Consider the following 19,595-nt stretch of genomic DNA (forward strand, 5'->3'; position numbering starts at 1 on the left):
CGCCCGGGGGTGGCGGGCTCGGGCGGGTGCGGCGGGTCAGTTCTGCGGGCGGTCGCCGAGCTTGTCGGTCCAGCCCAGCTCTTCGAACGTCACCCGCGTGGTGTCCTCGCCCTTCTCCGCCACCGCGTACTCCAGCAGCTCGGCGGTGTCCTCATCGACGACCAGCCGGAACTCGTACCCGTCGTCGCTGTCCACCGCCACGCTGACGCCCTCGCGCCCCGCGGCGTCCTTCACCTCGCCGCCGGAGCGGATGCCCGGCTGGTCGGCGAGGATCCGGAAGACGGCGGCCCGCGTGCCGGGGCTGGCCGGCGCGGTCATCAGATCGACGGCGGTCTGCCACAGGTAGAGGTCGAACTCCTTGTCGTCGTCCGGCAGCCGGTCGAAAGCGGCGCGCAGCCGGGCGGCCAGCGCCTTCTTCGACGTGGGCAGGTCGCCGACGTTCTGCAGGGTGATGTCCATATTGGAGATCGACAGCGGCCTGGGCAGGGTGTCGTCCACGCTCTGCGACCGGTCCTGCAGCAGCTTCGGCGAGCCGAGCCTGCGCCACTCGGCCTCGTCCTGCGGCGTGGGGAAGACGACCTTGCGACCAGTGTGCTTGGTGCGGTTGGTGCCGCCCGCCCGCTTCGCCCGCCACAGCTCCTCGGTCTCGACGACGTACGCCGTGAACGGCGGCCCGTCGGGGTAGATGCTCTCGCGCAGCTCGGCCAGCTTCTTGTTGTACTTCTCGTTGATGGCGACCAGCTCGTCGTCCTTCGCGCCGGTCCTGTCGATCTCGGCCTGCTCCTGGCGCTGCAGCTTCGCCACGCCGTCCCAGAACTCCTTGGGCCAGTAGCCGGTGGGTGAGGTGGTGCGCTGCCGCACGTACCAGTAGGAGCCGGAGCCGGGCTGCTCGCGCAGCGCGGTGTCGGCGGCGGCGAGCAGGAAGGTGCGCGCGTCGATCGTCGCGGTCGGCGACGCCCCCGCCTCGCCGGTCGCGACCTGCGGGGTGCCCGGGGACGGGACCTGCGCCGGCGGCGTGCCGGTGAGCACGCCGGTCGAGACGGCGACGGCACCCGCGGTGACGGCGGCGATGGCGCCCGCCGCCAGCAGGAACACCGGACGCCGGGCGGGAGCGCGGCGCGGCCGGGTCTCCGTCCTGGCCTCGGCGAAGGCCCTGGCGAGGTCGCCGTCGCGGCGCCGCCGGTAGCCCGCCTCGGCGAGCTCGTCCAGCTTGTCCGGCTTGAGCCGGGCGAACGTACGGTCGGTCATGTCTGCCCCCTGAGGGTCGTCGTAGGCACGTCAGCTCTCATCGGCTCTCCTCGGCGAATCGGCCGCCGGGTGATCGGGCGGGTGACCTCGCGGCCTGCGCCTCCTGGTGGAGTGCGCGGCCGAGCCGCTTGCGGGCCCGGTGCAGCCGCACGTTGAAGGTCCGTGCCGAGCAGCCCATGACGGTCGCGGCCTGGTCGGGTGCCAGGCCGTACCAGGTGGCCAGGATCAACGCCTCCACGTCCTTGTCGGGAAGGGCGCGCAGGGCGGAGATGGCCTGCTCCCGGTCCACCACGTGCTCGGCGACGTCCCAGGTCAGGTGCTCGTGCTCGGTGGTCAGCGCGGAGATGCGCTCGACCAGGTCCTGACGCCGGTGCCGGAGCTGACGTTGCTTGGCGAGTTTGTTACGGGCGACGCCCAGCAGCCACGGCAGCGCGTGCTCGGGTAACTCATCGAGCCGCCGCCAGGCCACCAGGAACGTCTCGCTGCACACGTCCTCGGCCGCGCCCTGCTCGACGCGGAGCAGCACGTAGCCGAGCACGTTCCGGTAGTACCGGTCGTACAGCGCGGTGAATCGCTCTTGGGGATCGTCCACACCCAGTAGTCCCTGCGGCCGCCTCTCGATTACCACGGGACCCGAAATTTCTCAGTGACCGGTGAGGAGCGCCGCGGTCTCGTGCTGTTCCGGCACGCCGATCCCGGTGAACAGGGCGTGGGCCTGCGCCCAGAGGCGGGCCGCCCGGCCGTCGTCGCCCTCCCTGCTGCGGGCGTGCCCGAGCGTGGTCAGGGCGCGGGCGTGCTGCAGCGGCTGCCCCGATCTGCGGGCGTGCCGCAGCGCCCGCTCGCACTCGCGTACGCACGACTCGGTGTCGCCGGAGGCCAGGTGGGCGGCGGCGCGAAGGCGGTGCGCGCGGGGCAGGTCGATCGGGTTGGCGGTGCGCACCAGCTCCAGCGCGTGGCCCGCGTCCGCCAGGGCGTCGGCGTGCCTGCCCTGGCGCAGCCTGACCTCCGCGCGTTCCAGCAGCACCTGGTCGAGGTCCATGCCGGTGTCCTCGGCGAGCCCGGCCGCCGTGCCGAGATGCGCCAGTGCGGCCTCCACCCGGCCGAGCCCGGTCTCGGCGGCGGCGATGCCGGCGAGCGAGGCGATCTGGCAGCGCCGGTTCTCGACCTCCCGCGCGAGGCCGAGCGCGCGGGTGAAGGCGTCGATCGCGCGTACGTGGTCGCCGGCGTCGCGGTGCACCCAGCCGTACGTCTCGTATGTGACCGCCTCGGCGTAGAGCAGGCCCGCCGCCTGGGCCACGGCCAGCGCCTCGTCCAGGTGACCGAGGGCGTCGGCGAACCTGGCCTGCCGCTGCCGGACGAGCGCCAGGTTGACCAGCGTCAGCGTGCGCAGGTGCGCGTCCTCGGGCCGGCCCGTGAGCGCGAGGCAGGCCAGCAGCGACTCCTCCGCCTGGTCGAGGCGGGCGAGCATGAGGTGGGCGGAGGCCAGGTTGTTGAGCACCCTGGCCTCGCCGCGTACCAGGCCGAGCGAGCGGTTGATCTCCGCGGCCCGCCGGTAGAGCGGAATCGCCCGGCGCGGCTCGCCGAGCTGCTTGCGCGTCACGCCGAGTGTCTGCAGCACCGCCGCCTCCTGCTGCGGCCAGTCCGCGCGGCGGCACAGCTCTTTCGCCCGCCCGAGGTAGCCGAGCGCGCCCTTGAGGTCGGCGACGAGCAGGCGGGCCCGGCCGATCGAGTGGCACATCGCCGCCTGACCGCGCAGGTCGCCCGCGCGTTCCGCGGCGGCGAGCGCGGTCTCGGCCAGGCGCATCCATTCCACGCGGCTGCGCCGGTACTGCAGCAGCACGTCGGTCAGCGCCTCGACCAGCAGCCAGGCGTACGGCGGCGCGCCGGAGGCGATCACTCCGGCCAGGTTGTCCCATTCGACGTCCAGCCAGGCGAGCGCCTCCTCCCGTCCGGCGAAGGCCACGGGTTCGCCGCCGGGCGTCTCGGGCACCTCGAAACCGGCCGCCGTGAGCGCGCCCGCCGCCGTGCGCAGGTAGTGGTCGTACAGGCGCCGCAGAGCGGCCTCCCGGTCGGCGGCGGAGTCCTCGGCGAGGCCGCGCTGGGCCGCGTACTCCCACACCAGGTCGTGCGCGGCGAACCGGTCGGGGCCGATCTCCTCGATCAGGTGGATCCGCGCCGCCGTGCCGAGCAGGACCGCCGCCTCCTCCGCGGTGGTGCCGGCCAGCGCGGCGACGGCCGCGGCCGAGATGCCCGCGCCCTGCGCCAGGCCGAGCAGGCGGAACGCGCGCCGCGCCGGCTCGGGCAGCGCCCGGTACGACAGGTCGAGCGCCGCCCGCACCGCCACGCTCTCGTCGCCGTCCACCCGCAGCTGCATCAGCCGCCCGCGGTCGGCCAGCTCGCGCACGTAGTCGCCGATCCTGCGGTGCTCGTGGTCGCCGATCCAGGACACCGCGATGGACAGCGCGAGAGGCAGGCGGCCGCAGAGCGCCACCAGCTCGCGCGACGCCTCCGACTCGCGTGACAGCCGCTCCGCTCCGACGCCCGCCGAGATCAGCCGCAGCGCCTCGTCCTGCTCCAGCACGCCGAGCGTGATGCGCTCGGCACCGTCCAGCGCGACCAGGCCGCCCAGCCGGTGCCTGCTGGTGATGAGGACGCGGCAGCCAGGGTCGCCGGGCAGCAGCGGGCGCACCTGGTCGGGCTCGCCGACGTCGTCGAGCACCAGCAGCACGCGGCGGCCCGCGAGCAGCGAGCGGTAGAGCGCGACCTGCGCGTCCAGCTCGACCGGGATGTCCCTGGCCGGATGCCCGAGCCCCTGCAGCAGCAGCGGCAGCGCCTCGGCGGGCGTCATGGGCGCGCGCTGGTCGAAGCCCCGCAGGTCGAGGAAGAGCTGCCCGTCGGGGAACCGATCGGCCCGCCGGTGCGCCCACTGCAGGGCCAGCGCCGTCTTGCCGACCCCCGCGGGGCCGGCGACGAGCGTCACCCGGCCGTCGTCCATGCGGCGCAGCTCCTCCTCGCGGCCCACGAAGTGGCCGGTGACCGGGGGAAGCTGGCGGGGGATCGGTGCCGCGGGCACCTCCTGCGGCTCCGCCGCACGCGCCGGCTCGCCGTGCTCCGCCGTCTCCGCCAGGATGCGCTGGTGCAGGGCGTGCAGTTCCCTGCCGGGTTCGACGCCGAGCTCGCGTACGAGCCGGTCGCGGAACTCCCGGTAGACCCGCAGTGCCTCGGGCAGGCGCCCGCCACGGTGCAAGGCCAGCATCATCAGGGCGTGCGGGCGCTCCCGCAGCGGCTGCTCGGCCACCAGCCTGGCCAGACCGGCGACCGCCGCCTGATGCCGCCCGAGATCGAGCTGCGCCTGCGCGCGGCCTTCGACCGCCTCGACCCTGAGCTCGTCGAGCCGGTGCCGCTCCGCCGCGGCGACGGGGCAGCTCAGCTCTTGGTACGGGTCGCCGCGCCACAGACCGAGCGCCCGGTCGTACGCGGCGGCGGCCTCGGCCGGCTCCGCGCCGCCCGCCTGCCTGATGAGGGCGGCGAACTCGTCGGCGTCCACCTCGACCGCGCCCTCGGGCACGAGGTAGCCGGGGCTGCGGGTCTCGATCGTCTCGCCGATCGCCCGGCGCAGCTCGGCGACCAGCGCGCGTACCCGGGCGGCCGCCGACGGCGGCGGATCCCCGCCCCACAGCCGCTCGGCCAGCCGATCGACCGACACCACGCGGCCCGCGTCGAGCAGCAGCGCGGCGAGTAAGGCGCGCTGCCTGCCGGTCAGGCGCACCGACCGGCCGTCCACGACGGCCTCCAGGGGACCTAGGAGGAGGACGCGGACAGCCTGACAACGCACAGTCAAGAACGCTAGTGCAGTGCCCGACAAGGGATCAATCGGACCCTTCGCCGTCCCATGCGGGATCCATGCGGCGTCCATGCGCCCGCCTGCCAGATTCTGACCGGCACTTCCGCTGACCGATGCGGCCCTGAAGGAATCGGGCGCCGTGGAGGTCGGCCCTGAAAAAGGTGGCCCCTGGAAAAGGTGGCCCCCGAACAAGGTGGGCCCCCGAACAAGGTGGGCCCCCGAACAAGGTGGGCCCCCGAACAAGGTGGGCCCCGAAAAGGTGAGCGCTGAAGAACCGATGAGGCCGAGACTGAAGACCCTCGCCCGCGAGCGCGTCGGAGACGAGCTGCGGCTCGTGTACGACCCCCGCGACCGGCTGGTCCTCACCGACCGCGACGGGACGGTGGAGAAGCTGCTCGACCTTCTCGAGCAGGGCGGCAGGACCGTCGAAGAGCTCGCGGGCGAGCTGTCGCTGCCGGTCGCCGACATCTCCGCGGCCGTCGCGGCGCTGGACGCCGAGCGCCTGCTGGAGGACGGAGACCACCTCGGCCTGCTCGACCCCGGCGACGCCGAGCGCCACTTCAGCAACCTGGCCTTCTTCGAGTCGTTCGGCACCCTCCGGCGCAGCCGCGAGGACCTGCTGCGCCGGCTGCGCGAGTCGCACGTGCTGGTGCTCGGCACCGGCGGGCTCAACTCCAACACCATCCCCCACCTCGCCGGGCTCGGCGTCGGCAAGATGACCCTGCTCGACAGGGACACCGTGGACCCGCGCAACTTCGCCCGCCAGTACCTCTACCGGTGGGACGACGTCGGCTCGCGCAAGGTGGAGCGCGCCGCCGACTGGGTCCGCGCCTTCGACCCGTCCATCGAGGTCGAGACCGTGGACATGGGCGTGGAGAGCCCCGAGCAGCTCGACGAGCTGGTCGCCCGCACCCGCCCCGACGTCGTGGCCTCGGGCATCGACCGGCCGACCCAGATCGACCTGTGGGTGAACGCCGCCTGCGTGCGGCACGGCGTGCCGTTCGTACGGGGCGGCATGTGGGTCACCTCCGGCACCGTGTGGTCCGTCGCGCCGGGCGTCAGCGCCTGCCGCGCCTGCGTGCCGCCGAGCGCCGACGCGGACGGCCCCGACCTTGCGGCGATCCGCCTCTACCGCGACGGGCCGAGGCCCAATCGCGGCATCGGGCCGGTCGCCGGGCTGCTCGGCGCGTACGGGGCCTTCGAGGTCCTGCGCTACCTGACCGGATTCGAGCCGCCGGCCTACGCGGGCCGGCCGCTGATCATCGACTTCGCGGGCGGATGCGCCACCAGTCGCACCGAATGGACCCGCGATCCCGGATGTGAAATCTGCGGAGGGAGGTGACCCATGAAGATCGAGATCGTGCGCATCGAGAACACCCGGCTGACCGTCGACGCCGACCCGGGCTCGGACTCCTGATGATGCGGGGCCGCGCTTCTCTCCGGTGTGGAGCGCGGCCCCTCACACAGCCATGACAAAAGGCGATCACGGCACGTGCCTCCGCGTGCCGCGGCGGTTCACCCGCGCTCCCGGAGCCACCCCCCTCATGACGGTCCCCCCGCTCCGGGAGCGACCGGAGTCCTTCGGCGGGTGCCCGCCAGGGCTTCCGCGGCCCTCGGGTTCCGGGAGCGACCCCCGCCCCTCGCCGTACTTTCGCAGTTCACGAGCAATCGCACTTCTTTGGTGGTGGGAGACCGATGACCGCGTCCACGGACGCCGGCCTGCGTGAGCGGGCCGCGCGGCTGACCGTCGCCTTCGACGGCGAGGCCTGGGTGCTGGGCCGGCCGGACCTGGGCGTCTTCGTCGCGGTGCCGGAGCCGGGCGCGGTCTTCGTCACCACCTTGCAGGAGACCGGCTCGGTGGCCGAGGCCACGGCGCGGGCCAGTGAGAAGGCCGGAGAGCCGGTCGACGGCGACGACTTCATCGCGGGGCTCACCGCAGCGGGCCTGCTCGACGCCGCCACCGCCGCGCCGGACGACGACGCCTCGGGGCGCGGCCGCCGCGTCAGGTGGATCGAGGGCATCAGCCCGCAGGCCGCGGCCCGCCTGTTCGGGCGTACCGGATGGACGGTGTACGCGGCGGCGCTGGTGTTCGTGATCGCCGTTCTCGTGGCCCGCCCCGATCTGCGGCCCTCCTGGCAGGACGCGTGGTTCCTGCCCAGCATGGGCCTGTCCGTCCTCGGCTGGCTGGTGCTCGGGATCGCCTTCGGCGCGCTGCACGAGGCGTGGCACTGGCTCGCCGGGCGCGCGGTCGGGGTGCCCGCCACGTTCCGCGTCAGCTACCGCGGCATGTACATCGTCTACGAGACCGACCTGACCCAGATCGTCGCGGTGCCGCGCAACCGCCGCCACGGCGTCTACCTGGCCGGGATGGCCGTCGAGATCGTGGTCGTGGCCGCCGCCCTCGCCCTGCGGATGATCGTCCCGCCCGGCCCGGTGAGCGACCTGCTCGCCGCCGTCGTCCTGTTCAGGGTCGTCGCCATCGTCTGGCAGTGGGCGGCGCTGCCGCTGCGCAGCGACTCGTACGCGCTGCTCGCCAACGCGCTGCGCTGCCACAACCTCTACCGCACGACCTGGCTGACCGTGAAGAACCGGTTCTTCCGCCTCACCGAGGCGGAGGCCGCCGAGCTCGCCGCGTCAGGGGCGCGCGACCGCGACATGGCCCGCTGGTTCGCGCTTCTGTACGTGGCGGGCATGGCGGTCATGGTGTGGCTCTTCCTCACCGTCATGCTGCCGCTCATGGTGTCGCTCGCCCAGTGGGGCATCGACCGGCTCGCCTCCGGGCAGATCGGGTCCGCCGGGTTCTGGGAGGCGCTGCTCGTCACCGCGTACGTGGCGCTGCGCATCGGCCTGCCCCCGCTGCTCGCGTTCCGGGAACGGCGGCTCCGCCGCGCCGGTGCCCTGCTCTGACGGCCCGGCCCTGCCCGGGCGGCCGGCGATGGCGGCGGCGGGTGCCCGGGCCCTACGCTGCTGCGCATGCAGACACGGGTGATCGACGGCCGCTTCGAACTGGTGGAGCGCCTCGGCGGAGGCGGCATGGGCCAGGTGTGGCGGGCCTGGGACGTCGCCCTGCACCGCGAGGTCGCGCTCAAGGAAGTGCGCCCGCCCGACCCGGCGCTCGACGAGCACGACCCCACGCACGCCCGCGAGCTGCGCGCCCGGGTGCTGCGCGAGGCGCGCGCCCTGGCCCGGCTCAACCACCCGCACGTCGTGACCATCCACCACATCGTGGATCCGGGCGAGCAGGGCTACCCGTGGATCGTCATGGAGCTGGTCACCGGCGGCTCGCTCCAGGACCGCCTCCAGCGCGGCCCCGTGCCCCCGGCGGAGGCGGCGCGCATCGGCCGCGAGGTGCTGTCGGCGTTACGCGCGGCCCACGCGGTCGGCATCCACCACCGCGACGTCAAACCCGCCAACGTGCTGCTGCACGCCGACGGCAGGTCCGTGCTCACCGACTTCGGCATCGCGGCCATGCGCGAGTCCACCAGCCTGACGTCCACGGGGGCGTTCATCGGCTCGCCCGAGTACATGGCGCCGGAGCGCATCAACGGCGTCGAGGGCGACCCGGCCTCCGACCTGTGGTCGCTCGGCATGATGCTGTACGTCGCCGTCGAGGGCCGCCACCCGCTGCGCAGGAAGACCGTGCTGGCCACGCTGGCCGCGGTGCTCAACCAGGAGGTGCCGCCGCCGGAGCGGGCCGGGGCGCTGGCACCCGTGCTGACCGCGATGCTCGCCCGCGATCCCGCCGCCCGTCCCGGCGCCGAGACGCTCGACCGCATGCTCGCCGCGGCCCAGGACCCGGCCGCCGCACCTCAGTTCACGCCACCGGCCGGCAGCGGCCACGCCACGGGGCGGGGGCACGCGACGGGGCCGGGGCAGGCGACGGGGCTGGGGCAGGCGACAGGGCTGGGGCAGGTGCACACCCTGCCGCCCGGCCAGGCGCGTCCTCATCAGTGGCCGGCGCCGGGCGGCGGGCCGGTGCCGCAGGCCGACACGCTGGACCCGCGCGGCGCCTGGCGCCGCGGCAGGGGAGCGGCCGTGGCGGTCTCGCTCTCGGCCGTCGTGGTGACCGGCGCGCTGGTGTGGCGGCTGCTGCCCGGCACGTCCGATGAGTCCGTACGCGACCCGGCGCCGAGCGACCTGGCCGTCACCGCGCCGCCGTCCCCGAGCACGACCGCCCCCAGCCCCACGGTGTCCCCGACACCGACCCCCACGCGGACGGCCCCGCGGAACATGCTGACCCCCGCCGCCATCCGCGAGATGCTCGCCAAGGCCGGGCCGGTCATCAGCGGCGGCAAGATCGTCAAGATGTACGTCTACGAGCAGCACGCCTCCATCGAGGTGCCGGCCAAGCACGACAAGGACGTCTACGACACCTACGACTACCGCGACGGCGTGTTCGACGAGCCCCGCATCGGCAACAAGATCAGGACGCCGCTCGTCGACATCCGCAAGTTCGACTGGGACCGCCTGCCCGCCCTGCTCAAGCGGGCCGACAGGGACCTCGGCGTGCCCAAGCCGACCTCGCACCACATCATCGTGGACCCCGACTACGCCTTCACCTCGGAAAAGCAGGTGCTGCTCGTCTACGCCGGCGACGACTACCACCGCACCGGCTACCTGGTGGCGACTCCGCAGGGCAAGGTCATCAAGCTGGTCCGCAACGAGTAGGGAGATCAGCAGATGTCGCGGTAGCCGGTCTCCGGGATCAGGCGGGCCCACTCCTCGCGCGTCAGCGAGCCGCCCGCGCGTTCGCACACGGCCCGCGCCGTCAGCGCCGGATCGACGGGGAACTCGCGTACGGAGCCGTCCAGCGCCACGCCGCGCAGGTGGGTGCCGTCCTGGCTGAACGCCGGGCCCGCCGCCCACGACCCGGCCTGGCCGACCTCGCGCAGCGTCGCGGTGTCCCACAGCGACGTACGGCTCGTGCTGACCGCCACCAGCTCGCCGTCCGGCGAGAAACGCAGCTCCTCCACGGGGCCGCCACCGGTCGTGATGGTGCCGATGGAGGTCCGCTCGCGGACGTTCCACAGCAGCACCCTGCCGCCTTCCAGCCCGAACGCCAGCCGCTCGCCGTCGGGCGAGAACGCCAGCGCGGTCGTCGCCGCCCCGTCGCCGGCCCTGGCCGCCTGGTCGAGCGGGGTCACCTGCCCGGTGCGCAGGTCGAGCAGCCGGGTGCCGGCGGCGAGCGTCCTGCCGTCGGGGCTGAAGCCCAGCGCCAGGTCGCCCGCGCCCTCGTACGCCCTGATCCGCCGCCCGGAACGCACGTCCCACGTCTCCAGGAGACGGCCGCGCGCCGTGGCCAGCGTGCGTCCGTCGGGGGAGAGCGCCACGGCGGCAACGTCGCCGCCCGCCGCGATCGACGTCACCTGGCGACCGCTCGACACCTCCCACACCGTCACGGGGTCGCCCGCCACCGCGAGCAGCCGCCCGGTCGCGTCGAACGCCAGGTCTCCTGCGGCGGCGATACGGCCGAGCGTCCTGCGGTTCTCGGCGTCGGTCAGCTCGATCCCGTCGCCCACCTCCTTGGCCGCGACCCTGCCGTTGCCGGAGAACGCGGCCTCCTGCGCCTCACCGGCCGGTGCGGGCAGGCCGGAGACGTCGAGCGAGACGACCGTGCCGACGCCGCTCAGGTAGTGCAGAGCGCGGCCGTCGGCGGAGAAGGCGAGTCCCCTGCCGGGGTCCTTGAGCGGGTACGAGCCGGCGAGCCGGCGCTCGGCGACGTTCCATACGCGCACTTCGCCGTCGCCGGGCAGCGCGAGCAGGCGGCCGTCCGGGCTGAACACCAGCGGGCCCGCCGCCGTCGCGGGCGTCACCTCGAGGCCGTCGACGACCTCGACGCCCCAGGTGCCGTCCGCGCCCGTGCCGGGATCGCCGCTCTTGACCCGCTCCTTCTTCGCGTGCCTGGCCCGTGCGATCTCCGCCTGCGCCTGTGCCTTCGCGCTCTTCACCTGGGCCGTCGTGCTCTCCGCCCGGGTCTTCGCGCCCTGCCGGACGGACGCGGCCTCCCGCGTCACCATGGTGTCGCGCGCGTTCGCGTCCGCGGGCTCGGGCCGCGATGCGGCCCCGCGCGCGTCCCCGGCGGCACGCGCCGGTGCGGCGGTGTCTCGCCTCTCGCCGGAATCCGGAGCCGACGCGGCGTTCGCGGCCTTGGCGAGCGTCAGGCTCTGCGCCCACGCCGCGTTCCCCGCGGGCGAGGCGTTGCGCGCACCGGCGTTCCGGTCACCCGCATCGGAATCCGACGGGCGCGCACGGTCGCCCCGCGCCCTGGTGTCGTCAGGCTTCGTGGCGTCAGCGTCCGCGCCGGAGCCTGTGCGCGTCACCTCGGGTGCAGGGGTCGTGGTGGGCCGGGCGGTCCCGGACGCCGGGACGCCGGACGGCTCGGGCGAGACGGTGGCCGGAGGGGAGCCGCTCGGCGACGGGGAGGGAGTGGGCCGCCGAGTGGAGGCGGCGGCGTGGCTGCGCGACGGCGCGGGCTCGGGGCCGGCGGTGCCGTCGCGCCTGTCGCGCCTGTCGCGCCTGTCGCGCGACGCGATCGCAGGCCCTCGCGTCTCGGGCGCGGGGCGGAACGTCTCGCTCTTCCCCGAAGGAGCGGGGCGGGCCGTGGCGGGCGCGTCGGAAGGGCCCGCCGTGGCGGCGGGGCGGGGCGACGCGGCGTCCGTACGGGCGTCAGGCGCGGGCGCGGCCGGAGACGACGGCTGCGGCAGCGCGAGCAGCCCGGGACCGGGGGAGAGCGGCGCGCTCGGCGACGGCAGCACCGGCAGGGTGGGCTCCTGCGTCGCGGTGCGGGTGGCCAGGGTGTCGGAGGCGTCCGTACGCCTGCCGCCCGTGCCCACCAGCGTGACCCCGTCGCGCCCGGCGACGGCGAGCGTGACGCCGTCCGGGCTGAAGGCGAGGGCGGGCGCGGCGGCCCCGGCGAGCGGCGCGACCTTCACCACCCCGGTGCGCATCCGCCTGGGCACCAGCTCCCACAGCTCCACCCGCCCGTCCAGGCCGGACAGCGCCGCGCGGGTGCCGTCGGGGGAGAGCGCCACCTTGCGGTCGACCACGTCGAACAGCACGCGCGTCCCCCGGTAGACCCGGGTCCTGTTGCCGCGGCTGATCGTGAAGACCCCGTCGGCCGGCGGGTGACCGGTCGCCACCTCGATGGGCCCGTCGGGTCCCTCGGCGAACCGCCCGTCGTCGCTCAGCCCGGCGCTGCCCGACGGCATCGGATAGGTGGCGACCCGCCGCCCGCCCGGCACGTCGTAGACGGTCACGGACGCGGTGTCCCACCGGACGAGCTCGTCGCCGCGCAGCAGGTAGTTGGCCCGCCCGTCCGCGCGCGGGTCGGTGAACACGCCCAGCTCGGGCTGGACCAGCGACGCCTGCAGCGCGGACCGCGCCTCGAAGACCGGCGACATGCGGTAGGCGGCCACGCTGAGCCGCATCGCGGTGCGGGGATCGGTGGTCCGCATCGCGTCGGCCCGCGCGGCGACGGCCCGCGCCCCGGCCTCGATGAGGCGGTCGCGCAGGTCGTTCTGCCCGTGGACGGTCACCACCGTCATGGTCACCGCGACCGCGACCACGGCGGCGACGGCCGACAGCGCGGGCACCAGCATCTTCCTGCGCTGCCTGGACAGCGCCACGCTGTCGCTGATGAAGTCGCGTTCGAGCTGGCTGAGCCGCACGTGGCGGCGCTTGGCCGCGGCCCAGCCGAGCGCGTCGGCGAGCTCCTCGCCGCGCAGCAGATGGCTGCGGTCGCGCCGGTGCTCGGACCAGTGCCTGGCGGCCTCGCGCAGATGGCGGTGCACCTCCATGCCCTCGCGCTCATCGGCGACCCAGCCGCGCAGCCGGGGCCAGGCGCGGTAGAGCGCGGCGCTCGCGGGGGTGACGCGGTCGTCGCTGATCGCGACGAGCTTGCCGATGGCGGTCTCCGAGGGGGGAACGCGGATGCTGCGGCGTACGAGGAGGCCCGCCGCCATGAGCGGGGCCAGCGCCTCGCCCTCGTCCTGCGGCCGGTCGCCGTCGAGCAGCCGCAGCAGCAGCCCGGGCACCTCCTCCTGCTGGCGCGGCGTGAGCGACAGGTACGCCTGCTCGGCCACCTCCCCCAGCGACGGCGTGCGCACGAACGCCTCCGGCGGGCGCAGCTCGGTCTCGCTGTCGATGAGCAGCTCCGCCGCGGCGGGCCGGTCGGCGGGATCCTTGGCCAGCGCCCGCTCCACGAGCCCCGCCAGCGGCTCGGGCAGGCAGCTCAGATCGGGATCGAGGGTCAGCAGGCGGTGCATGACGGCGCCGGGGCTGTCACCGCCGAACGGGTCGCTGCCGGTGGCCGCGAACAGCACCACCGCGCCCCACGCGAACACGTCCGCCGGAGCCCCGGCGTCCTGCCCGGTCAGCACCTCGGGCGCCTGGTACGGGCACGCGCCGCCCCGCTGCGCCCCGGCCGCCAGCCCCAGCTCGATCACCCTGGGCCCGTCGTCGGCGAGCAGCACGCACTCGGGCTTGAGCCCGGAATGCGTCAACCCGGCCGCGTGCAGCGACCGCAGCGCCGTCGCCAGCGCGGCGGCCAGCGCGATCAGCTCGTCGCCCGAGTAAGGGCCGCCGTGCAGCCCGACGGCCTGGCGCAGGTCGGGGCCGTTGACGTATTCGCTGACCACGTACGGGATGCCGCCGTCCGACCCGACGGCCACGACCTGCGCGAGATGGCGGCAGGTCACCTGCTCGTAGCGGCGGCCGACCTCGCACCTGGGCACGGTGACGGCGAAGCGCCGTCCCTCGTCGTCATAGGCGTCGTAGACGACCCCGCGCCCGCCCGCGCCAAGCCTGGCGGCCAGCCAATAGCCGCCAAGCCTCTCGGGATCACCGGGCACCAAGCGCATCGTCACTGATGCTTAGATGCACGACACCGCCTATTGGTTGCCTTGAAGACGCCACAGGTCCCCCGCGCGCCTCGGGGGACCCATGCGTCATGATCATTATGCCAGGGTTCCGGTACGTGCCTGCCACTCCGGGCGGAGTATGGCCATCACGACCACGTCGTGCCATTCGCCGTCCCACAGCAGCGCGTCGCGTTCGACGCCTTCCACCACGAACCCCGCCTTCTCGTAGACGTGCCTGGCCCGCTCGTTGAAACCGAACACCTCAAGCCGCACTCGGTGCAGCGGCGTCGTGCGGAACGCGTGATCGAGCACCAGCCCGATGGCCTCGCTGCCGTAACCCCTGCCGAACGCCCGCGGGCCGATCAGCGCGATGCGCAGGTTGCAGGACAGATTGTCGGTGTCCAGCTCGTTGAGCACGACCTCGCCGACGAACTCGCCGTCCACCGTGATCGCCAGATCGAGCCGGTCGGCGTGGCCGGCCCTGGTGGCGTACCAGGTGCGCAGGTTCTCCAGGTCGAAGCGGGCGCGCGAACCGGTGAGCCGGCGCACCTCAGGATCGGATGCCAGCTCGAACAGGCCCTCGGCGTGCTCGGGCCGGACCGGGCACAGCGTCACCCGCTCGCCCTTCAGCGTGGGTTTCTCGGCGAACATCCTCGTTGGCTATCAGCCGCGATCACCGTCGGGCAAGCCCATTTTGCTCAGCACCGCGTCGCGCACCTGCTCGGGACTCATCACGCCGACGTCGCACACCAGATCCGACACCTCGCGGAAGTACCGCTCGCGGCGGGCCCGCATCGCGGCCGGGTCGTAGTCGGGGCGGTGGTCGCTGGTGTGCATGCGCGCGCGCAGCACCGCGTCGTCGGCATCCACCCACACCACGAACGCCTTGCGCAGCGCCGCCCGCACCTCAGGGTTCTCCAGCGTGCTCGCCGCCGCCGCGATGACCTTCGGCGGCCCGGCCAGCTCGGCCAGCACGTGCTCCGCCTCGTACCGGTGCAGCGCCTCCTTGCCCTCACGGGCCGCGATCGGCGCGGAGGTCCCCCCGTGCTTGTCGAGGAGGTACTGGTCGCTGTCCGACAGGGGAAGCCCGAGCGCCTCGGCGATCAACCGACCGGAGGTCGACTTGCCCGAGCCCATGAGCCCGACCATCACGACGGGTTTGTTTTTCGACATGTGGATAGAGGTTCCTTCTTGTCAAGGAGGTAGATCAGATGACCATCGCCGGAAGCATCATCCTCATCATGCTCGGTGCGATCCTCACCTGGGCCGTCGAGTTCGACCTCGCCGGCCTCGACATCAACGTAGTCGGCGTCGTGCTCATGCTGGGCGGCCTGGTCGGGCTCGCGTTCGGCCTCTACCGCATCAGGGTCGCGCGGCGCGCGGTCGGCCCGATCGACGAGCCGGTCCACCGCCACGAGATCTACGAGGAGCCCCGCGCCCGCCGTACCACCGTGTACGAGACCGCCGTCGTTATGACGAGCCGCCCCTCTGACCCGCCGCCCCTTCAGGAGGTGCCACATCATGCCAGGAGTTGACGAGCTTCCGTCGACCGTCAAGCGTTCTCCCAAGAAGGCGCAGGACACGTGGATCAAGGCCCACGACTCGGCCGTCAAGGAGTACGGCGAGGGACGCCGCGCCCACATGACGGCGTTCGCCGCGCTCAAGCACTCGTTCGAGAAGGTCGGCGACCACTGGGAGCCGAAGGCGAAGAAGGGCCCGTCCGACAAGGGCGCCACCGACCGCTCCGGCCGCACGGCCGAGGGCGTGGACGCCAACGCGAGCAAGACCCACCTGCAGAGCGTCGCCGCCAGGCTCGGCGTGCGCGGGCGGTCGAAGATGACCAAGCAGGAGCTCGTCACCGCCATCAAGAAGGCCAACCGGCGGGCCACGGCCAAGTCTCGCTGAGCGTCCCCCGCACCGGCCCGCTCCGGCGGCACGTTCCGCGCTTCCGGCGCCGTGCTTCCAGCCCTCGCGCTCTCCGCGCTGCGGCCGCCGCCGCCCGTGGCGTGCCCGCCGCCCGCTCGCGCCGCGCCCGCCGCTAGCGTCGCGTTCCCCGCGCCGCTCGCGTTCCCCGCGCTGCCCGCGTCGCTTTCGCGCCGGGTTCTCCGTGTCGCGGCCGTGGCCGGGGCCTGGGCGGTGAGTCCGCTCCGTGGCGGGCGCTCCACGCGGTCCAGGCGGGCGGGGTCAGAGGAGGCGTTTCACGGCCTGGGTGATGGCGTGGCGGTCGATGCGGGCGTCGGCGAGCTGCTCGCGGGACGTCGCGGAGCCCGGCAGGTCGCGTACGGCCAGCTTGATCACGCGCGGCCCCAGCTCGCTCACCGCGTCCGAGACGGCGTCGCCCAGCCCGCCCTCGATCCTGTGGTCCTCGACCGTGATGAGGTTGCCCGTGGTGGTGGCCGCCTCGGTCAGGGCGGCGGTGTCCACGGGTTTGATGGAGTACAGGTCGATGACGCCCACCGGGATGCCGTCCGCGCGCAGGTCGTCGGCGGCGGCCAGCGCCTCGTGCACGGTCACCCCGGCGGCCACGATCGTGGCCCGGTCGCCGCTGGAGTGCCGCAGGACGCGCGAGCCGCCCACGGGGAAGCGCTCGCCCGGCTGGTAGATCACCGGCGTGGGCCCGCGCGTCGTACGCAGGTAGGACACGCCTTTCAGGTCGGCCATCTCCGCCACCAGGGCCGCCGTCTGGTTGGCGTCACAGGGGTAGAGCACGGTGCTGCCGTGCACGGCGCGCAGCATGGCGAGGTCTTCCAGGCCCATCTGCGAGGGACCGTCCTGGCCGATCTCCACTCCGGCGTGCGAGCCGGCGAGCCTGATGGACGCCCCGCTCACCCCGGCCATCCTGATGAAGTCGTGTGCCCTGGTCAGGAAGGCCGCGAACGTCGCGGCGTACGGCTTCCACCCGCGCACCTGGAGCCCGACGGCGGCGGCGACGAGCTGCTGCTCGGCGATGTACATCTCGAAGAACCGCTCGGGGAACTCCTTGGCGAACGCCTCGATCCTGGTGGAGTCGGCCACCTCGCCGTCGAGCGCCACCACGTCGCCCCTGGCCGCGCCGAGCGCCGCCAGCGCCGCTCCGAACGCGTCCCGCGTCGCCACCTGCTCGCCCACCGGGTACGCGGGCAGCGCGAGCCCGTCGTCGCCGAACCTGACCGGTTCGGCGCCGGACTCGGGGGGACGCACGGCGACGCGGACGTCCCTGATCCCGCCCAGCTCTTCCACGGCCTTGTCCGGGTCCTTCAGCGCCTTGCCGTGGGCGCCCTCGCGGTTCTCGACCTCCAGCACGCCCTCGCCCTTGCGGGTCTTGGCCAGGATCACGGTGGGCCGGCGCCGGGTGTTCGCGGCGTCGGTGAGCGCGAAGTCGATCTGGCCGGGGTCGTGGCCGTCGATCTCGATGGTGTGCCAGCCGAACGCGCCGAACCTGCGGGCGTACGCGCCGGTGTCCCAGCCGTGCCGGGTGGGCCCGCGCTGGCCGAGGCGGTTGACGTCCACGATCGCGGTGAGGTTCGCCAGGCCCTCGCTGCCCGCGTGCTCGGCCGCCTCCCAGATGGAGCCCTCGGCCAGCTCGCCGTCGCCGCACAGCACCCACACCCGGTACGGCAGGCGTTCCAGCCGCCCGGCCAGCGCCACGCCGACCCCGATGGGCAGGCCCTGGCCGAGCGAGCCGGTGGCGACGTCCACCCAGGGCAGGCGCGGGGTCGGGTGCCCTTCGAGCCGGCTGCCTCGGCGCCGGAACGTCAGCAGCTCCTCGTCATCGATCGCGCCGGCGGCCTTGTAGAGGGCGTAGAGCAGGGGAGAGGCGTGGCCCTTGGAGAAGATCACGTGGTCGTTGGCGGGGTGGTCCGGCCGGTCGAAGTCGTAGCGCAGGTGGCAGGCGAACAGCACGGCCATGAGGTCGGCGGCCGACATCGACGAGGTGGGATGGCCGGAGCCGGCCGCGGCGGCGGCACGGACGGAGTCGACCCGGAGCTGCGCCGCCAGCTCGGCCAGGTAGTGCAGATCGCGCTCAGGCACGATGTCCTCCTCGTTGACGGGTTTCCGCCCCGCCTACCCGGGCGGGACCGGTCCGGCGCAGGACGGCGGCGGTCACGGCAGGCGTGAGGAGGACGGGCGCGCGGTGCCGGGGGAGCCGGAGCCGGGGACTTCGCGCGAGGGAGCGGTCGGCCGCCCGCCCTCGCAGGGGTGGCATGCCGGGATCAGCCCGCCTCTCCGTCTTGTCCTGTGCGCTGCTTCTGCCGCCGTACGGCCATCATCAGGTCGATCACCGCGACGATCGCCGCGATGACCGCGATGACGGCCAGGACCCACGCGCGCGTCATGATCCCCAGCACCGTGAACGCGAACAGGAACACCAGCATGAAGGAGACGACTCTGATGTGCACCACGTCGCGGGGGGTGGCGGGCACCATCGCATGGCCTCTGCTGTCTCGTTCCTCGTGCCACTCACCTTTGTCGGACATGGGCCTCCACTGCCCGTGCCGTTTGTCCCCTAACGTCGCGGGTAGCCGCATCGGGTGCCCGAGACGAAACCCCGTACAGAACCGCCCGATGCCGAGGCCCTGGCCGCGGTATTCGCGACCGGGCCGGACGTCGACGGGCAAGCCGAGCTGCACCCGAGCGACCAGAGCGAGCCCGGCATCACCCGCCGCAGGCGCGGGCGCGGGTTCAGCTACCACGACTGCGACGGGCGGCCGGTGCGCGACCCGGAGATCCTGGAACGCATCAGGGCGCTCGCCATCCCGCCGGCCTGGCGCGACGTGTGGATCTGCGCCTCGCCCCGCGGGCACCTGCAGGCCGTGGGCACCGACGCGGCGGGACGGCGGCAGTACCGCTACCACGACGTGTGGCGCGAGCAGCAGGACCGGGCCAAGTTCGACCGGGTGCTCGAGGTGGCCGAGCGGCTGCCGGCGTTCCGGAAGGTCGTGGACGAGCAGCTCCAGGGGCGCGGGCTGACCAGGCAGCGGGTGCTGGCCGCCGCCGCCCGGCTGCTCGACATCGGCTTCTTCCGCATCGGCGGCGAGAGCTACGACACCTACGGCCTGGCCACGCTCAGGATGGAGCACATCACCTGCTCGCGCGGCATCGTCACCTGCGCCTACCAGGCCAAGGGCGACATCCTGCGCGAGGTCGAGGTCGCCGACCCCGGGGCGTGCAAGGTGCTGCGCGCGTTGAAGGCGCTGCGGGTGGACGGCGAGCTGCTGCGCTACCGGCGCGCCGGTGGGTGGGGCGACATCAAGAGCGAGGACATCAACGAGTACCTGCGCCAGACCATCGGCTACGAGGTCACCGCCAAGGACTTCCGCACCTGGCACGCCACCGTGCTGGCGGCCGTGGGGCTGGCGGTGTCCGGCCCGGCCGGGAGCGAGAGCGTCACGCGCAAGAGGCAGGCGATCATGCGGGTGATGCGCGAGGTGTCGGAGTATCTGGGCAACACGCCGACCGTGGCCAGGGCGTCGTACGTGGACCCGCGGGTGATCGAGGCGTACGAGCAGGAGCGGACGATCGCGGCGGCGCTCACCGAGCTCGGTGCGCACGCCGACTTCGGCCAGCTCGCCACGGCGGGCCCGGTGGAACGGGCGGTCATCAACCTGATTCGTACTGTTTGAGGCTGTTTGAGGGATTAGCGCTCGGGCATGCGGCGACAGAGA

General features: G+C 73.8%; 14 protein-coding genes. 6 read left to right on the forward strand and 8 right to left on the reverse strand.

Features of this window, described 5'->3' with window-relative positions:
- Positions 1 to 36: 36 nt before the first annotated feature.
- The 3 genes from ACGFIM_RS33165 to ACGFIM_RS33175 are packed head-to-tail and all read right to left on the reverse strand — an operon-like array spanning position 37 to position 5,032.
- Positions 37 to 1,248, reverse strand: coding sequence for a CU044_5270 family protein (locus ACGFIM_RS33165; RefSeq protein ID WP_393208586.1), 1,212 nt, complete (start codon positions 1,246 to 1,248; stop codon positions 37 to 39).
- A gap of 37 nt (positions 1,249 to 1,285) precedes the next feature.
- On the reverse strand, positions 1,286 to 1,840 hold the full coding sequence (locus tag ACGFIM_RS33170; protein WP_393208589.1) for an RNA polymerase sigma factor: 555 nt from the start codon (positions 1,838 to 1,840) through the stop codon (positions 1,286 to 1,288).
- Between the two features lie 51 nt (positions 1,841 to 1,891).
- Positions 1,892 to 5,032, reverse strand: a complete 3,141-nt coding sequence (locus tag ACGFIM_RS33175) for a BTAD domain-containing putative transcriptional regulator (RefSeq protein ID WP_393208591.1) — start codon at positions 5,030 to 5,032, stop codon at positions 1,892 to 1,894.
- Between the two features lie 337 nt (positions 5,033 to 5,369).
- Here ACGFIM_RS33175 and ACGFIM_RS33180 point away from each other — a divergent pair, with 337 nt between their 5' ends.
- The 3 genes from ACGFIM_RS33180 (at position 5,370) to ACGFIM_RS33190 (ending at position 9,760) form a co-directional block, all read left to right on the forward strand.
- Positions 5,370 to 6,434: a HesA/MoeB/ThiF family protein gene (locus tag ACGFIM_RS33180; RefSeq protein ID WP_393208593.1), complete on the forward strand. Its 1,065-nt coding sequence runs from the start codon at positions 5,370 to 5,372 to the stop codon at positions 6,432 to 6,434.
- Between the two features lie 353 nt (positions 6,435 to 6,787).
- Positions 6,788 to 7,999 carry a hypothetical protein gene (locus ACGFIM_RS33185; RefSeq protein WP_393208596.1) on the forward strand — a complete coding sequence of 404 codons (1,212 nt, stop codon included), beginning with the start codon at positions 6,788 to 6,790 and terminating at the stop codon, positions 7,997 to 7,999.
- A gap of 66 nt (positions 8,000 to 8,065) precedes the next feature.
- Positions 8,066 to 9,760, forward strand: a complete 1,695-nt coding sequence (locus ACGFIM_RS33190; protein WP_393208599.1) for a serine/threonine-protein kinase — start codon at positions 8,066 to 8,068, stop codon at positions 9,758 to 9,760.
- A 5-nt stretch (positions 9,761 to 9,765) separates the two neighbouring features.
- Here the strand turns inward: ACGFIM_RS33190 and ACGFIM_RS33195 are convergent, their stop codons facing one another.
- The 3 genes from ACGFIM_RS33195 to ACGFIM_RS33205 form a co-directional block, all read right to left on the reverse strand.
- Positions 9,766 to 13,941, reverse strand: coding sequence for a protein kinase (locus ACGFIM_RS33195; RefSeq protein WP_393208602.1), 4,176 nt, complete (start codon positions 13,939 to 13,941; stop codon positions 9,766 to 9,768).
- A gap of 105 nt (positions 13,942 to 14,046) precedes the next feature.
- Positions 14,047 to 14,601 carry a GNAT family N-acetyltransferase gene (locus tag ACGFIM_RS33200; RefSeq protein ID WP_393208605.1) on the reverse strand — a complete coding sequence of 185 codons (555 nt, stop codon included), beginning with the start codon at positions 14,599 to 14,601 and terminating at the stop codon, positions 14,047 to 14,049.
- A 12-nt stretch (positions 14,602 to 14,613) separates the two neighbouring features.
- Positions 14,614 to 15,123 carry a shikimate kinase gene (locus ACGFIM_RS33205; protein ID WP_393208608.1) on the reverse strand — a complete coding sequence of 170 codons (510 nt, stop codon included), beginning with the start codon at positions 15,121 to 15,123 and terminating at the stop codon, positions 14,614 to 14,616.
- A 38-nt stretch (positions 15,124 to 15,161) separates the two neighbouring features.
- Between ACGFIM_RS33205 and ACGFIM_RS33210 the strand changes: the two genes are divergently transcribed.
- A complete protein-coding gene (locus ACGFIM_RS33210) occupies positions 15,162 to 15,485 on the forward strand; it encodes a hypothetical protein (RefSeq protein WP_393208611.1) in 324 nt (107 codons plus the stop codon).
- Positions 15,472 to 15,855 carry a ChaB family protein gene (locus tag ACGFIM_RS33215; protein WP_393208614.1) on the forward strand — a complete coding sequence of 128 codons (384 nt, stop codon included), beginning with the start codon at positions 15,472 to 15,474 and terminating at the stop codon, positions 15,853 to 15,855. The genes ACGFIM_RS33210 and ACGFIM_RS33215 overlap by 14 nt, the downstream gene beginning before the upstream one ends.
- A 279-nt stretch (positions 15,856 to 16,134) precedes the next feature.
- On the opposite strand, the gene ACGFIM_RS33220 is transcribed toward ACGFIM_RS33215, so the two are convergent.
- Both ACGFIM_RS33220 and ACGFIM_RS33225 read right to left on the reverse strand, forming a co-directional pair.
- Positions 16,135 to 17,961 carry a transketolase gene (locus ACGFIM_RS33220; protein WP_393208617.1) on the reverse strand — a complete coding sequence of 609 codons (1,827 nt, stop codon included), beginning with the start codon at positions 17,959 to 17,961 and terminating at the stop codon, positions 16,135 to 16,137.
- 182 nt (positions 17,962 to 18,143) lie between these two features.
- On the reverse strand, positions 18,144 to 18,407 hold the full coding sequence (locus tag ACGFIM_RS33225; RefSeq protein ID WP_393208620.1) for a hypothetical protein: 264 nt from the start codon (positions 18,405 to 18,407) through the stop codon (positions 18,144 to 18,146).
- A gap of 54 nt (positions 18,408 to 18,461) precedes the next feature.
- Between ACGFIM_RS33225 and ACGFIM_RS33230 the strand changes: the two genes are divergently transcribed.
- Entirely contained in the window at positions 18,462 to 19,553 is a 1,092-nt protein-coding gene (locus ACGFIM_RS33230) for a DNA topoisomerase IB (RefSeq protein ID WP_393208623.1), read from the forward strand.
- Positions 19,554 to 19,595: the final 42 nt, after the last annotated feature.

Origin of the sequence: Nonomuraea sp. NPDC049309 (genome assembly GCF_043196965.1) — a bacterium.
Lineage (GTDB): Bacteria > Actinomycetota > Actinomycetes > Streptosporangiales > Streptosporangiaceae > Nonomuraea > Nonomuraea fastidiosa.

What these genes read in the sequence shown, in the direction of transcription:
- ACGFIM_RS33165 (WP_393208586.1), bottom strand. Translation starts at nt 1,248, where the DNA reads ATGACCGACCGTACGTTCGCCCGGCTCAAGCCGGACAAGCTGGACGAG.
- ACGFIM_RS33180 (WP_393208593.1), top strand. Translation starts at nt 5,370, where the DNA reads ATGAGGCCGAGACTGAAGACCCTCGCCCGCGAGCGCGTCGGAGACGAG.
- ACGFIM_RS33185 (WP_393208596.1), top strand. Translation starts at nt 6,788, where the DNA reads ATGACCGCGTCCACGGACGCCGGCCTGCGTGAGCGGGCCGCGCGGCTG.
- ACGFIM_RS33190 (WP_393208599.1), top strand. Translation starts at nt 8,066, where the DNA reads ATGCAGACACGGGTGATCGACGGCCGCTTCGAACTGGTGGAGCGCCTC.
- ACGFIM_RS33200 (WP_393208605.1), bottom strand. Translation starts at nt 14,601, where the DNA reads ATGTTCGCCGAGAAACCCACGCTGAAGGGCGAGCGGGTGACGCTGTGC.
- ACGFIM_RS33205 (WP_393208608.1), bottom strand. Translation starts at nt 15,123, where the DNA reads ATGTCGAAAAACAAACCCGTCGTGATGGTCGGGCTCATGGGCTCGGGC.
- ACGFIM_RS33210 (WP_393208611.1), top strand. Translation starts at nt 15,162, where the DNA reads ATGACCATCGCCGGAAGCATCATCCTCATCATGCTCGGTGCGATCCTC.
- ACGFIM_RS33215 (WP_393208614.1), top strand. Translation starts at nt 15,472, where the DNA reads ATGCCAGGAGTTGACGAGCTTCCGTCGACCGTCAAGCGTTCTCCCAAG.
- ACGFIM_RS33225 (WP_393208620.1), bottom strand. Translation starts at nt 18,407, where the DNA reads ATGTCCGACAAAGGTGAGTGGCACGAGGAACGAGACAGCAGAGGCCAT.